Source organism: Streptomyces sp. NPDC014891, assembly GCF_043081085.1.
In the GTDB taxonomy this organism is placed as follows: domain Bacteria; phylum Actinomycetota; class Actinomycetes; order Streptomycetales; family Streptomycetaceae; genus Streptomyces.
The window spans coordinates 608,610-621,124 of the sequence record NZ_JBIBWF010000003.1; the positions used below are offsets into that span (position 1 = coordinate 608,610).

The following is a 12,515-nucleotide window of genomic DNA, read 5'->3' on the forward strand; positions in this document are numbered from 1 at the left end:
CAGATCGACTGATATGTCGCACCATAGTGGGGTCACATGGGTACGGAACAGCGCGAACGGGCGCCTCGGGAGCAGCACACGCCCGACGGCAGCGTCATCGGGATCGGGATGGCGGCGGTGGTGGCCGTCGTCGCCTGGGCGGCTCTCGGGGAGGACTCCTTCGACCGTGCCTCGTCCTCGGCGCTGGGGTGGGTGCTGGACAACTTCGCCTGGCTGTTCGTGGTGGCCGCGGACACCTTCCTGGTGCTGTGCGTGGTGATCGCGCTGAGCCGCTTCGGCCGGATCCGGCTGGGTGCGGACGACTCGGAGCCCGAGTTCACGAACCTGGCGTGGGTCGCGATGATGTTCAGCGCCGGCATGGGCATCGGCCTGATGTTCTACGGGGTCGGGGAGCCGCTCACCCACTTCCTGAGCCCTCCCCCGGCGAGCGGCGTCCCGGCGGGGACCGGGCCGGCCGCGCGTACGGCGCTGGAGTACTCGTTCTTCCACTGGACGCTGACGCCGTGGGCGATCTACGGGATCGCCGGGCTCGCCCTGGCCTACGCGGGCTTCCGGAAGGGCCGCGGAAACCGGCTGAGCTCGGCGTTCGTCCCACTGATCGGGGCCCGCAGGGCCGCTGCCTGGCAGGGCCGGGCGATCGACCTGCTGGCGGTGTTCGCGACGGTGTTCGGCACGGCGACGAGCCTGGGGCTGGGCGCGCTCCAGGTGTCCGAGGGGCTGAACCTCACGATGGGCGTCGAGGACTCCACCGCCACCCAGCTGATCGTCATCGTCTCGCTGTCCGGGGCCTTCGTCCTGTCGGCCTTCTCGGGCCTCCACAAGGGCGTGAAGTGGCTGTCCACGATCAACATCGTGCTCGCGGGCTGCCTGATGCTGTTCGTCTTCCTGCTGGGGCCGACCGTCTACGTCCTGGACACCATCCCCGCGTCGGTCGGCGGCTACCTGCACGAGCTGCTGCCGATGGCGAGCCGCACGGGCGCGTTCACCGACCGGTCCTGGCTCGGGGCGTGGACGATCTTCTACTGGGCGTGGTGGCTGTCCTGGGCGCCGTTCGTCGGGACCTTCATCGCCCGGATCTCGCGCGGCCGCACGATCCGCGAGTTCCTGGTGGGCGTGCTGCTCGTGCCCTCCGGGGCGACGGTGGTCTGGTTCTGCGTGATGGGCGGCACGGCGATCCGCCTGGAGTCGACGGGCGCCGCGGACCTGGCCACGACGATGCAGGACGGGGCGGAGGCCTCGCTGTTCGCGATGCTGGAGGCGCTGCCGGTCGGCACGGTCACCTCGGTCGTCGCGATGGTCCTGGTGATGACGTACTTCATCACCAGCGCGGACTCGGCCTCGCTCGTCATGGGTTCGCTGACGAGCCGCGGCGCGCTGAACCCGCCGACCTGGCTGGTGGTGGCCTGGGGTGTGCTGATGGCGGCCGTGGCGGCGGTGCTGCTCGTGGTGGGGGGCCTGAACTCGCTGCAGACGGCGACGATCCTGGTGGCGCTGCCGTTCGTGGTGGTGATGCTGGTGCTCTGCTGGGCGCTCCTGAGGGAGCTGCGCGAGGACCCCGGTGCCGGGCCGGCCCGGCACCACGCGCTGCACGGACTGCGGGACGCGGTGCGGACCCTGGTCGGCGAGGCGATGACGGAGCGGGGCGGCGGCCGGCCGGGCCGCTCCGGCGGGGCCGGTACCGGCCCGGAGCGGCCCGGGGACGGGACCTGAGCCGGGCGGCTCGTCCCGGGCGGACCGGGGACGGGAAGGTGCCGGGCATGGGAAGGGGCCGGGGGCCGGGGGCGGCGGTCAGCCCTGCTGGGGCTCCGGCGGGACGATCTCGCCGGTGCGATGGGGCTCGTCGCGGCTGACGGCGCGGGCCTCGGTGCGATGGCCGCGGGCGATGTAGTCGCGGACGACGGCCTCGACGGCGTCCTGGGGGTTGCCGATCCCCGCCAGGACCATGACTTCCACGACGAGTTCGGCGTCGAGCGCGATGTTCACCTGGGCCATGGCGGGAACCTAGCATCCGGAAACCCGTTCGCGGGGCCGGATCCCGCTGTCTAGGGTCGCCGCATGACCATGGTCGCGATTCTCAGCGGAGCAGGCGTCTCGACGGACTCGGGGATCCCCGACTACCGGGGGCCTGAGGGGCTCTGGCGGCAGGACCCGGAGGCCGAGCGGCTCGTGACCTATGGGCCGTACATGGCCGATCCGGAGGTCCGCCGCCGCTCGTGGCGCATGCGGCTCGACGGTCCGGCCCTGAGCGCCGAGCCGAACGCGGCGCACCACGCCGTCGCGGCGTACGAGCGGACCAGCGGCCACGCGCTCCGGGTGATCACGCAGAACGTGGACGGTCTGCACCAGGCCGCTGGGGTGCCCGAGCGGAAGGTGCTCGAACTCCACGGCTCGGCGCGGTCGGTGGTGTGCACGGGGTGCCACGCCCGGTCGTCGATGGCGGAGGCGCTGGACCGGGTGCGGGCCGGTGAGCCCGATCCGGCATGCCGGGCGTGCGGCGGGATCCTGAAGGCGGCGACGGTGATGTTCGGGCAGCGGCTCGATCCGGTGGTGCTGGGCGACGCCATGTCGATCGCGAAGGCGGCCGAGGTGTTCGTCGCCGTCGGCAGCAGCCTCCAGGTGCAGCCCGCCGCGTCCCTCGCGGGGATCGCGGCCGAGCACGGTGCCCGGCTGATCATCGTGAACGCCGAGCCCACGCCGTACGACCCGCTGGCCGACGAGGTCGTCCGCGAACCGATCGGCACGGCGCTGCCCGCGCTGCTCGACCGGCTCCGGTAGCCGCCCGACGGGTGCGGAGGACGGGTCTCAGAAGAGGGCCTCGGGTTCCGCCGCACCCGACTCGAAGGCGAGCAGGCGCTGCTTGCGGTCGAGCCCGCCGCCGTAGCCGGTGAGGCCGCCGCCCGCGCCGATCACCCGGTGGCAGGGGACGATGACGCCGACGGGGTTCTTGCCGTTGGCGAGGCCCACGGCCCGGGAGGCGCCCGGGTTGCCGAGGAGCTCGGCGAGTTCGCCGTAGGTGCGCGTCTCGCCGTACGGGATGCGGCGCAGCTCGGCCCAGACCCGGAGCTGGAAGTCGGTGCCGACCAGGTGCAGGGGCAGGTCGAACTCGGTCAGCTCGCCGGCGAAGTAGGCGTCGAGCTGGCGGATCGCCTCCCGGAAGGGGCGTGGGTCGGGTTCGCCGAAGGTCTCCTCCGGGGGGCGGTGGCGCTGCCCCGTCATGTGGAGGCGGCTGAGGACGCCGTCGACGGCGACGAGGGTCAGCGGATCGTAGGGGCTGTCCACGACGGTGTGCCGGACGATGGGGGCCATGGCGGTCAGTGTCCTTCGCTGGGCAGGTGGTTGATCGGGTGGTCGTCGGTCGCCCAGAGGTACTGGACGGCGTAGGCGCGCCAGGGGCGCCAGTGTGCCGCGCGGGCGGTGAGCGCGGCCGGGGTGCCGGGCAGGCCGAGCCCCTCGGCGGCGCGGCGGACGCCGAGGTCGCCGGGGAGGAAGGCGTCGGGGTCGCCGAGGGCGCGCATGGCGATGATCTCGGTGGTCCAGGGGCCGAAGCCGGGCAGGGCGAGCAGCCGGGCGCGGGCCTCCTCGCGGTCGTCCGCGGGGCCGAGGGTGAGCGAGCCGTCGGCGAGCGCGCCGACCAGGGTGAGGAGGGTGGTGCGACGGCTGCGGGGCAGGGCCAGGCTCTCGGGGTCGAGGGCGGCCAGGGCCTCGGGGCTCGGGAAGAGGTGGGTCAGTCCGCCCTCGGGGTCGTCGACGGGCGTGCCGTGCGCGGTGACGAGGCGGGCGGCGTGGGTGCGGGCGGCGGCCGTGGAGACCTGTTGGCCGAGGACGGCCCGGACGGCGAACTCGGCGGGGTCGACGGTGCCGGGCACCCGGCGGCCGGGTGCGGCGTCGACGAGCGGCGCGAACAGCGGGTCGGCGCGGAGCCGCTCGTCGACGGCGACGGGGTCGGCGTCGAGGTCGAGGAGCCGGCGGCAGCGGCTGATGGCGTGGGTGAGGTCGCGGGGGTCGGTGAGGGAGAGTCGGCAGGCGATGTGGTCGGGGCGGGGTGCGAGGGCGGCGATGCCGTGCCCGTACGGGAGGGCGAGGGTCCTGCGGTAGGCGCCGTCGCGCCACTCCTCGACTCCGGGGACGGCGGTCGCGGCGAGGTGGCCGAAGAGGTTGGAGGGTTCCAGCGGGGTGCGGAACGGCAGCCGGAGGCTGATCAGCCCGGGGGTGGGCGTCCGGGCGGCGGCCGGGCGGGCGGCGCGGGCGCGCAGCTCGCCGGGGGTGAGGGCGAAGACCTCGCGGACGGTGTCGTTGAAGGTGCGGATCGAGGAGAAGCCGGCCGCGAAGGCGATCTCGCCGAGCGGCATCGGGGTCGTCTCGATGAGGACCCGGGCGGTCTGGGCGCGCTGGGCGCGGGCCAGGGCGAGCGGTCCCGCGCCGAGCTCGGCGAGGAGCTGGCGCTCGATCTGGCGGGTGGACCAGCCGAGGCGGCGGGCGAGGCCGGGGACGCCCTCGCGGTCGACGACGCCGTCCTGGATGAGGCGCACGGCGCGGGCGACGGCGTCGGCGCGGACGTTCCACTCGGGCGAGCCGGGGCTGGTGTCGGGCCGGCAGCGCTTGCAGGCCCGGAACCCGGCGCGCTGGCAGGAGGCGGCGCTGGCGTGGAACTCCATGTTCTCGGGCTTGGGCGGGACGACCGGGCAGCTGGGCCGGCAGTAGATCCGGGTGGTGCGGACGGCGGTGAAGAACACGCCGTCGAAGCGGGCGTCCTTCGACTGGACGGCCCGGACGCAGCGCTCGGTGTCGGTGTGCATGGGTCCAGGATCCGTGACGGGGGCCGCCCGGGCTGGCGAGAAAACGACATGGACGTCACGGCGCCCGGACTCCGGCCCGTCGGGTCGGTCGCCGGCCGCTCCGGGGTGGCCCGTGCCTCGGCGGCGGGTCTCCGGGCCGGGGCGCCGACCGGTCGCTGGTGGTGGGTCCGCCGTCTCCCCCCGGGACGGCGGCGGACCCTCCGTTCCCGCGCGAACCTGCTCGAACCTGGTCGAACCTGGTCGAACCTACTCGAAGCGCGAGGTGTCGCCGGCGCCGCGGCGCAGGATCTCGGGCTCCCCGCCGGAGAAGTCGATGACGGTGGTGGGCTCGGTGCCGCAGTCGCCGGAGTCCAGGACCGCGTCGACCAGGTGGTCGAGCCGCTCCTTGATCTCCCAGCCCTGGGTCAGCGGCTCCGCCTCGTCGGGGAGCAGCAGGGTGCTGGAGAGCAGCGGTTCGCCGAGCTCGGCGAGGAGGGCCTGGGTGACGACGTGGTCGGGGATGCGGACGCCGACCGTCTTCTTCTTGGGGTGGAGCAGGGCGCGGGGGACCTCCTTCGTCGCGGGCATGATGAAGGTGTAGGGGCCGGGGGTGGCCGCCTTGACCGCGCGGAAGACGTCGTTGTCGATGTGCACGAGCTGGCCCAGCTGGGCGAAGTTCTGGCACATGAGCGTGAAGTGGTGCCGGTCGTCGAGGTCGCGGATCGTCCGGATGCGGCTGATGCCGTCCCGGCTTCCGAGTCGGGTTCCCAGCGCGTAGCAGGAGTCGGTCGGGTACGCGACGAGCGCACCGTTCCGGATGCTGTCGGCCACCGTGCCGATGGTGCGCGGCTGGGGGTTGTCGGGGTGCACGTCGAAGTACTTCGCCATGCGGGCAGTCTAATTTTCCCGGGCGGAGGCGCGCAGCAGGCGCCAGACGGCCTTCGCCGCGTTGTGGCCGGACATGCCGTGGACGCCGGGTCCGGGCGGGGTGGCGGAGGAGCAGAGGAAGACCGCCGGGTGCGGGGTGGCGTAGGGGCGGAGGGAGAGCGTGGGGCGGAGCAGGAGTTGGAGTCCGCGGGCGGCGCCGCAGGCGATGTCCCCGCCGATGTAGTTGGCGTTGCGCTCGGCGAGTTGGGGCGGTCCGGCGGTGGCGCGGGCCAGGACGAGGTCGCGGAAGCCGGGGGCGAAGCGCTCGATCTGGCGCTCGATCGCGTCGGTGAGGTCGCCCTGCCAGCCGTGGGGCACGTGGCCGTAGGCCCAGAAGACCTGCTTGCCCGCGGGGGCGCGGCCGGGGTCGACGACGCCGGGCTGGGCGGTGATGAGGAACGGGGTCTCGGGCGCGGTGCCGCCGGAGGCCTGGCGCAGGGCGGTGTCGATCTCCCCCGCGGTGGGGCCGATCTGGACGGTACCGGCGCGTCGGGCCGCCTCGGCGGTCCACGGGACGGGTCCGTCGAGGGCGTAGTCGATCTTGAAGGCCGCGGCGCCGTACCGGTAGTGGTCGAAGTGGTTGCCGAAGCCGGCGATCCGGGCGAGGGCCGTGGGCGAGGTGTCGAAGACGTAGGCGCGGGCCGGCGGCAGGTCGTCGAGCCGCTTGACCTCGAAGTCGGTGTGCACGGCGCCCCCGAGATCCCGGAGGTAGGCGGTGAGGGCGTCGGAGAGGGACTGCGAGCCGCCCCGGGGCACGGGCCAGCCGCCGGCGTGGGCGGCGAGCGCGAAGACCAGACCGACGGCGCCGGTGGCGAAGCCGCCGAGCGGGGCGATGACATGGGCGACGAGCCCGGCGAACAGCGCCTTCGCCTTCTCGTCCTGGAACCGGCGCATCAGCCAGGAGGCCGGCGGCAGCCCGGTCAGGCCGAAGCGGGCCAGCGTGACCGGGTCGCGGGGCAGCGCGGTGAGCGGCAGCTGCATGAAGTCCCGTGCGAGGGTGTCCCACTTGCCGACGTAGGGAGCGACGAGCCTGCGGTACGCGCCCGCGTCGCGCGGTCCGAGGGAGGCCGCGGTCTCGGCGACCGAGCGGGCGAGCACGGCGGCGGTGCCGTCGTCCCACGGGTGGGCCATGGGCAGTTCGGGGTGGAGCCACTCGAGTCCGTACCGCTTGAGGGGCATCGTCTTGAAGACCGGGGAGCCGGCCCCCAGGGGGTGCACCGCGGAGCAGGGGTCGTGGCGGAAGCCGGGGAGGGTGAGTTCCTCGGTCCTGGCTCCCCCGCCGACGGTGGGCTTCGCCTCGAAGACGGCCACGGAGAAGCCGCGGCGGGCCAACTCGACGGCGGCGGTGAGTCCGTTGGGCCCCGCCCCCACGACGACAACATCGAGCATCGACGTCACCTTAGGCACCTTCGGACTCCTTCGTCAGCCGATGGCCAGGGCTCCCAGGATAGGACGGTGGTCCCGCGGACCTCACCGCCCCCCGAGGAGGCCGCGGATCCGCTCGGCGGTCGCCGCGTCGCGGGCCGCGGTGAACGGCAGCGCGTTGCCTCCGGTGATGCGGAAGGGTTCACCGGCCAGGGTGGTGTGCGCCCCGCCCGCCTCGGTCACCAGGAGCAGTCCGGCCGCGTGGTCCCAGGCGTACTCCCAGCCGAAGGCGGTGCCGGCCAGCGCCCCGCGTGCGACGGCCAGGTACTCCAGTCCCGCGGAGCCGCACGGCCGGGGCGCGACACCCTCGGCGACCAGGCCGAGGAGGGCTCGCTTCTGCTCCGGCGTGGTGTAGTCCGGGTGCGAGGTGGCGACCTCCAGGACCTCGCCCGGCCGGGGCGAACCGGAGCGCAGCGGCTGCCCGTCGAGCGTGGCGCCGCGGCCGCGCACGGCCACGGCGAACTGGTCGAGGGCGGGTGCGTACGTCCAGGAGGCGAGCACCTCGCCGTGCCGGGCGAGGGCGACGAGGGTGCAGAACGCGGGGTCGCCGTGGACGAACTGGCGGGTGCCGTCGACGGGGTCGACGATCCAGACGGGGGCGTCGCCCCGCAGGGCGTCGTAGACGGCGGGGTCGGCGTGGACCGCCTCCTCGCCGACCACCACCGAGCCGGGGAGCAGGGCGGTCAGGGACTCCGTGAGGTGGGCCTCGGCGGCCCGGTCGGCGACGGTGACCAGGTCGTGCGGGCCGTTCTTCTCGACGATGTCGTCGGCGGCGAGCTGCCGGAAGCGCGGCATGATCTCGGCGGCGGCGGCCTTGCGGACGGCCTCCTCCACGTCGGTCGTACGGCCGGCCAGGACGAGGTCAAGGAACTCTTCGCTCATGGCTCCAGCTAAGCACGGGGCGCTGACAACCGGGCCGTACGATTCGTCACCCTCCGTTTCCCCCGGGGGTACTCTTTGGCCGAGTTCACCCCTTACACGCAGGGAGGGTTCCGTGCACGGCGCGTACCACGGTGAGTACAAGGTCCCGGGCGGGAAACTCGTGGTCGTCGACCTCGACGTCGAGGACGGGGTCCTGCGGAACGTGCGGGTCGCGGGTGACTTCTTCCTCGAACCGGACGAGGCGATCCTGGCGATCGACCGCGCCCTGGAGGGTGCCCCGGCCGACACCGACGCGCCCGGGCTCGCAGCCCGGATCGAGGCGGCACTGCCGCCGGGGACGCAGATGTTCGGACTGACCGCGGAGGGCGTGGGGGTCGCTGTCCGCCGGGCGCTGGCCCACGCGACGGACTGGACCGACTACGACTGGCAGCTGGTGCACACCGGGCCTCAGGCCCCCGCCCTGCACATGGCGCTGGACGAGGTGCTGACCACCGAGGTCGCCGCCGGGCGGCGGGCGCCCACCTTGCGGGTCTGGGAGTGGGCCTCGCCCGCCGTCGTGATCGGCAGCTTCCAGTCGCTGCGGAACGAGGTGGATCCCGACGGGGCGGCGAAGCACGGGATGACCGTGGTACGTCGCATCTCCGGTGGCGGCGCCATGTTCGTGGAACCCATGAGCACGATCACCTACTCCCTGTCCGTGCCGGAGTCCCTGGTGTCGGGCCTCTCCTTCGCCGACAGCTACGCCTACCTCGACGACTGGGTCCTGGGCGCCCTCGGCGACATGGGGATCAAGGCCTGGTACCAGCCGCTCAACGACATCGCCACGGACGCGGGCAAGATCGCGGGCGCCGCGCAGAAGCGGGTGGTCGGTCCGGACGGCCGGCCCGGGGCCGTCCTGCACCACGTGACCATGTCGTACGACATCGACGCCGACAAGATGCTGGAGGTCCTGCGCATCGGCAGGGAGAAGATGTCCGACAAGGGCACCAGGAGTGCCGAGAAGCGCGTCGACCCGCTGCGTCGGCAGACCGGCCTCGCCCGGGAGCAGGTGATCGAGAACATGATCACCTCCTTCCGTGACCGCTACGGGCTGACCGCAGGGGAGGTCACCGAGGAGGAACTGGTCCGGGCGGAGGAACTGGTGCGGACGAAGTTCACCACCGAGGAGTGGACCGCCCGGGTGCCGTAGCCGGTGTGGGCGGGACGGTCGCGGCCGGGTGACGCGCCGTCACCGGTCCGCCCCCGGCCCCGGGTGACCCCGTCCGGCTCACGTCGTTGAGTCCGTGCGGGCCGGAACGCCGTGCGGCGGGCGTGCGGAAACGTCTCCTCACTCCCCCGGCCCGGGAACGCGTCGTCGAGCGTACGGAGATCAGGTGGCACGGGCGAAGAGGTTGCTGGCGGCGGTGGCGGGCGTGCTGCTCTCGGTGGGGCCGCTCGGGGTGGCGCCGCCGGCGGGGGCGGTGGTCGGCGGGCAGGAGGCGCGGCCCCACCAGTACCCCTTCATGGCGGGGCTGGTGGACGTCCTGGAGCGGCGCGTCATGTGCGGCGGGGCGCTGATCGGCGACCGGTACGTCCTCACCGCCGCCCACTGCCTGACGGGCTCGTACGGCGATCCCGCGCGGGTGGGGGTGCTGCTCGGCGACCACGACCTGACGACCGACGCGGACAGCCCCCATGCGGTCCTCGCCCGGCCCGCCCGCTTCGTCCCGCACCCGGACTACGATCCGGGCACCCAGCGGAACGACCTCGCCCTGGTCGAGTTCGCCCGGCCGCTCGCCCTCAACCGCGACGTCCACCCGATCGAGCTGCCCGCGCCGTCCGCGCCCGGCGGGACCGACGGCGCGCGGGTCGAGGCGCCGGGCTGGGGCACCACCTCCTTCGGCGGCCGCACCTCCGACGTGCTGCGGACCGTGTCCCTCACGGCGCTGAGCAACGAGGCCTGCGCGAGCCGGGGCATGGCCCAGGTGGCCCCCACCCAGCTCTGCACGTACGCGCCGGGGCGGGACACCTGCCAGTACGACTCCGGCGGCCCCCTGGTCCGGCTGGTCCGGGGGCGGCCGTACGTCGTCGGCCTGGTGTCCTACGGCAGGGAGTGCGCCACCGACACGCCTGCCGTGAACACCCGGGTGCGGTCCTACCTCAGCTGGATCGGGCAGGTGACCGGCCGGCCGGCCGGCGCCGCATGAGGGCGGTGTAGAGGAGCAGGGAGGCGGCGAGGCCGACGGCCCAGCCGTAGTCGGACAGCGGTCTCAGGAAGGGGATCAGGCCGTCCTCGGGGAAGGGTCCGGCGCCCGGGGCGGAGTGGGAGCCGCCGACGGCCAGGACGCCGCCGACCGCGAAGGCGAGCACCGCCGCGGGGTTCCAGCCGCCGCGGTACCAGTAGGGTCCGTCGTCCCGGTAGAGGCCGGCGAGGTCGAGGACGGTGCGGCGGACGAGCCAGTAGTCGGCGATCAGGATGCCCGCGACCGTGCCGAGGAGGCCGCCGACCAGGCCGAGCCAGGTGAAGATGTAGAGCTCGGGGGTGGCGGTGAGCTTCCACGGCATGATGACCACGCCGACGACGCCGGTGATCAGCGCGCCCCTGCGGAAGTCGATGTGCTTCGGGGCGAGGTTGGCCAGGTCGTACGCCGGGGAGACGACGTTCGCCGCGATGTTCACGGAGAGCGTCGCCACCAGCACCGTCACCAGCGCGAAGAGCAGTCCGAAGACGTTGTCGGTCTTCGCCGCGAGGGCGACCGGGTCCCAGACGGGAGCCCCGTACACGGCCTGGGAGCCCGAGGTGACGAGCACCGAGAGCAGCGCGAACAGGGTCATGGTGGTGGGCAGTCCGAGGGACTGGCCGAGGACCTGGGAGCGCTGGCCCGCGCCGAAGCGGGTGAAGTCGGGGATGTTCAGGCTGAGGGTCGCCCAGAAGGCGATCATGCCCATGAGGGCGGGGAAGAAGACGGGCCAGAAGTCGGCGCCCCAGCCCAGCTTCGACGGCTGGTCGAGCAGCGGTCCCAGGCCGCCGGCCTTGTACGCGATCCAGCCGAGGAGGACGAGCGCACCGACGATGACGAACGGCGCGGCCCAGTTCTCGAAGCGGCGCAGCGCCTCCATCCCCCGGTAGATGAGGGCGAGTTCGAGGGCCCAGAAGAGGACGAAGCAGAGCCAGAGGGTCCAGGGCTGGCCGCCGATCCGCGAGACGTCCGCCCAGCCTCCGCCGAAGGCCCTGTCGAGGAGGACGAAGATGCCCTGACCGCCGATCCAGGTCTGGATGCCGAACCAGGCGCAGGCGACCGCGGCGCGGACCAGGGCGGGCAGGTTCGCCCCGCGCAGGCCGAAGGAGGCGCGGGCGAGGACGGGGAAGGGGATGCCGTACTTGGGTCCGGCGTGCCCGGTGAGCAGCATCGGCAGCAGGACGACGACGTTGGCGAGGGCGATGGTGAGCACCGCCTGCTTCCAGTCCATGCCGAGGGCGACGAGGCCGGAGGCGAGCATCCAGGACGGGATGTTGTGGGCCATGCCGACCCAGAGGGCGGCGAAGTTGTAGGTGGTCCAGCGGCGTTGGGCGACGGGGACGGGGAGGAGGTCCTCGTTGACGAAGCGGGGGTCGTCGGGTGCGGCGCCGGGGGCGAGCTCGACGCGCTCGCCGGGGGCGGCGGGGCCGGGGGGCGTGGGTCCCGCGGGTCTTCCCGGGGGGACGGTCGCGGTCATACGGGGGAACCCTTCGTTCGGCGGGGAGGACGGAACGAGGTGTGGCCCGGGGGCGGGCGTGGGCTGCCGTGCCGGAGCGACTCCGTCGGGGACCGCTCGCCGCTTCGGGGCCGGGGGCCCGATTGTTCCATTCGTGGTGCGACGCGGGTAGACCCCGCGTCGCACACGGGCCCCGCGGGACCCCGGGGGCCGCCTGCCGCTCGGGCTCCGCCCGCCCGGCCTGATCGGCGGGACGGCCCCTACGGCCGGCCGCGCGTGTGCAGGTGGCCGTCGAGCGGGAAGGCCGGGGGCGAGGCCGGCAGGATCCGGGCGAACGTGTATCCGCTCTTCTCCGCGACGCGGCAGGAGGCGGTGTTGTCGACCTGGTGCAGGAGTTCCAGGCGCTCCAGGCCCTCGGTCCGGAAGGTGTCGAACGCCCAGGCGGTGAGGGCCTCCAGCGCCCGGGGGGCCACGCCCCGCCCGCGGGCCGTTGCCGCCGTCCAGTAGCCGACCTCGGCCGCCGGCCCGCCGGGCTCGGCCCGCTTGAGCACGACCCCGCCCGCCAGGCTCCGCGGCTCCGTGCCGAGCGGGGCCTCGACGACGGCGAACGCGAACCGGGTGCCCGCCGCGCGCGCCTCCTCCTGGGCCCGCAGCCACGCCTTCCCGTCGTGCTCGGTCTCCAACGGCGCGGTCGCCCAGCGGCGCAGGGCGGGATCGCGGTGGGCGGCCACCAGCTCCGCCAGGTCGTCGGCGTGCCAGGGGCGGAGTCGGAGGGCGGGCGCGGTCGGTGTCGCGGGGGCCGTGAGCCGGTCGGTGGTGGTCATCGATGGA

The 12,515-nt window shown here is 74.0% G+C and carries 12 protein-coding genes; 4 read left to right on the forward strand and 8 right to left on the reverse strand.

All coding sequences use genetic code 11. The features are described 5' to 3' along the window. The first annotated feature begins 36 nt into the window (after positions 1-36). Complete coding sequence (locus ACF09E_RS11060; RefSeq protein WP_392204874.1) at positions 37-1,710, forward strand: BCCT family transporter; 1,674 nt, start codon at positions 37-39, stop codon at positions 1,708-1,710. 78 nt (positions 1,711-1,788) lie between these two features. On the opposite strand, the gene ACF09E_RS11065 is transcribed toward ACF09E_RS11060, so the two are convergent. After that, the gene (locus ACF09E_RS11065; RefSeq protein ID WP_361863429.1) at positions 1,789-1,992 is read right to left on the reverse strand and encodes a type II toxin-antitoxin system VapB family antitoxin; all 204 of its coding nucleotides are present in this window, start codon (positions 1,990-1,992) and stop codon (positions 1,789-1,791) included. Between the two features lie 63 nt (positions 1,993-2,055). On the opposite strand from ACF09E_RS11065, the gene ACF09E_RS11070 reads away from it, so the two are divergent. After that, positions 2,056-2,775: an NAD-dependent deacetylase gene (locus tag ACF09E_RS11070; protein ID WP_392204875.1), complete on the forward strand. Its 720-nt coding sequence runs from the start codon at positions 2,056-2,058 to the stop codon at positions 2,773-2,775. A gap of 27 nt (positions 2,776-2,802) precedes the next feature. On the opposite strand, the gene ACF09E_RS11075 is transcribed toward ACF09E_RS11070, so the two are convergent. The 5 genes from ACF09E_RS11075 to ACF09E_RS11095 all read right to left on the reverse strand — a co-directional run bounded on the left by ACF09E_RS11075 (position 2,803) and on the right by ACF09E_RS11095 (position 8,009). Next, a complete protein-coding gene (locus ACF09E_RS11075) occupies positions 2,803-3,306 on the reverse strand; it encodes a methylated-DNA--[protein]-cysteine S-methyltransferase (RefSeq protein ID WP_392204876.1) in 504 nt (167 codons plus the stop codon). 5 nt (positions 3,307-3,311) lie between these two features. After that, positions 3,312-4,796, reverse strand: coding sequence for an AlkA N-terminal domain-containing protein (locus ACF09E_RS11080; protein ID WP_392204877.1), 1,485 nt, complete (start codon positions 4,794-4,796; stop codon positions 3,312-3,314). Between the two features lie 246 nt (positions 4,797-5,042). Then, positions 5,043-5,663, reverse strand: coding sequence for an L-threonylcarbamoyladenylate synthase (locus ACF09E_RS11085; protein ID WP_361857791.1), 621 nt, complete (start codon positions 5,661-5,663; stop codon positions 5,043-5,045). Positions 5,664-5,672: 9 nt separating this feature from the next. Beyond that, positions 5,673-7,100: a phytoene desaturase family protein gene (locus ACF09E_RS11090; protein WP_392205019.1), complete on the reverse strand. Its 1,428-nt coding sequence runs from the start codon at positions 7,098-7,100 to the stop codon at positions 5,673-5,675. 72 nt (positions 7,101-7,172) lie between these two features. Then, on the reverse strand, positions 7,173-8,009 hold the full coding sequence (locus ACF09E_RS11095) for an inositol monophosphatase family protein (RefSeq protein WP_392204878.1): 837 nt from the start codon (positions 8,007-8,009) through the stop codon (positions 7,173-7,175). Between the two features lie 112 nt (positions 8,010-8,121). On the opposite strand from ACF09E_RS11095, the gene ACF09E_RS11100 reads away from it, so the two are divergent. Both ACF09E_RS11100 and ACF09E_RS11105 read left to right on the forward strand, forming a co-directional pair. Further along, complete coding sequence (locus ACF09E_RS11100) at positions 8,122-9,198, forward strand: lipoate--protein ligase family protein (protein ID WP_392204879.1); 1,077 nt, start codon at positions 8,122-8,124, stop codon at positions 9,196-9,198. A 184-nt stretch (positions 9,199-9,382) separates the two neighbouring features. Next, entirely contained in the window at positions 9,383-10,195 is an 813-nt protein-coding gene (locus ACF09E_RS11105; RefSeq protein ID WP_392204880.1) for a serine protease, read from the forward strand. On the opposite strand, the gene ACF09E_RS11110 is transcribed toward ACF09E_RS11105, so the two are convergent. Continuing rightward, positions 10,149-11,705: an NCS1 family nucleobase:cation symporter-1 gene (locus ACF09E_RS11110; RefSeq protein WP_392204881.1), complete on the reverse strand. Its 1,557-nt coding sequence runs from the start codon at positions 11,703-11,705 to the stop codon at positions 10,149-10,151. The two genes, ACF09E_RS11105 and ACF09E_RS11110, sit on opposite strands and share 47 nt — an antisense overlap. Positions 11,706-11,944: 239 nt before the next feature. Then, positions 11,945-12,508, reverse strand: coding sequence for a GNAT family N-acetyltransferase (locus ACF09E_RS11115; RefSeq protein ID WP_392204882.1), 564 nt, complete (start codon positions 12,506-12,508; stop codon positions 11,945-11,947). Positions 12,509-12,515: the final 7 nt, after the last annotated feature.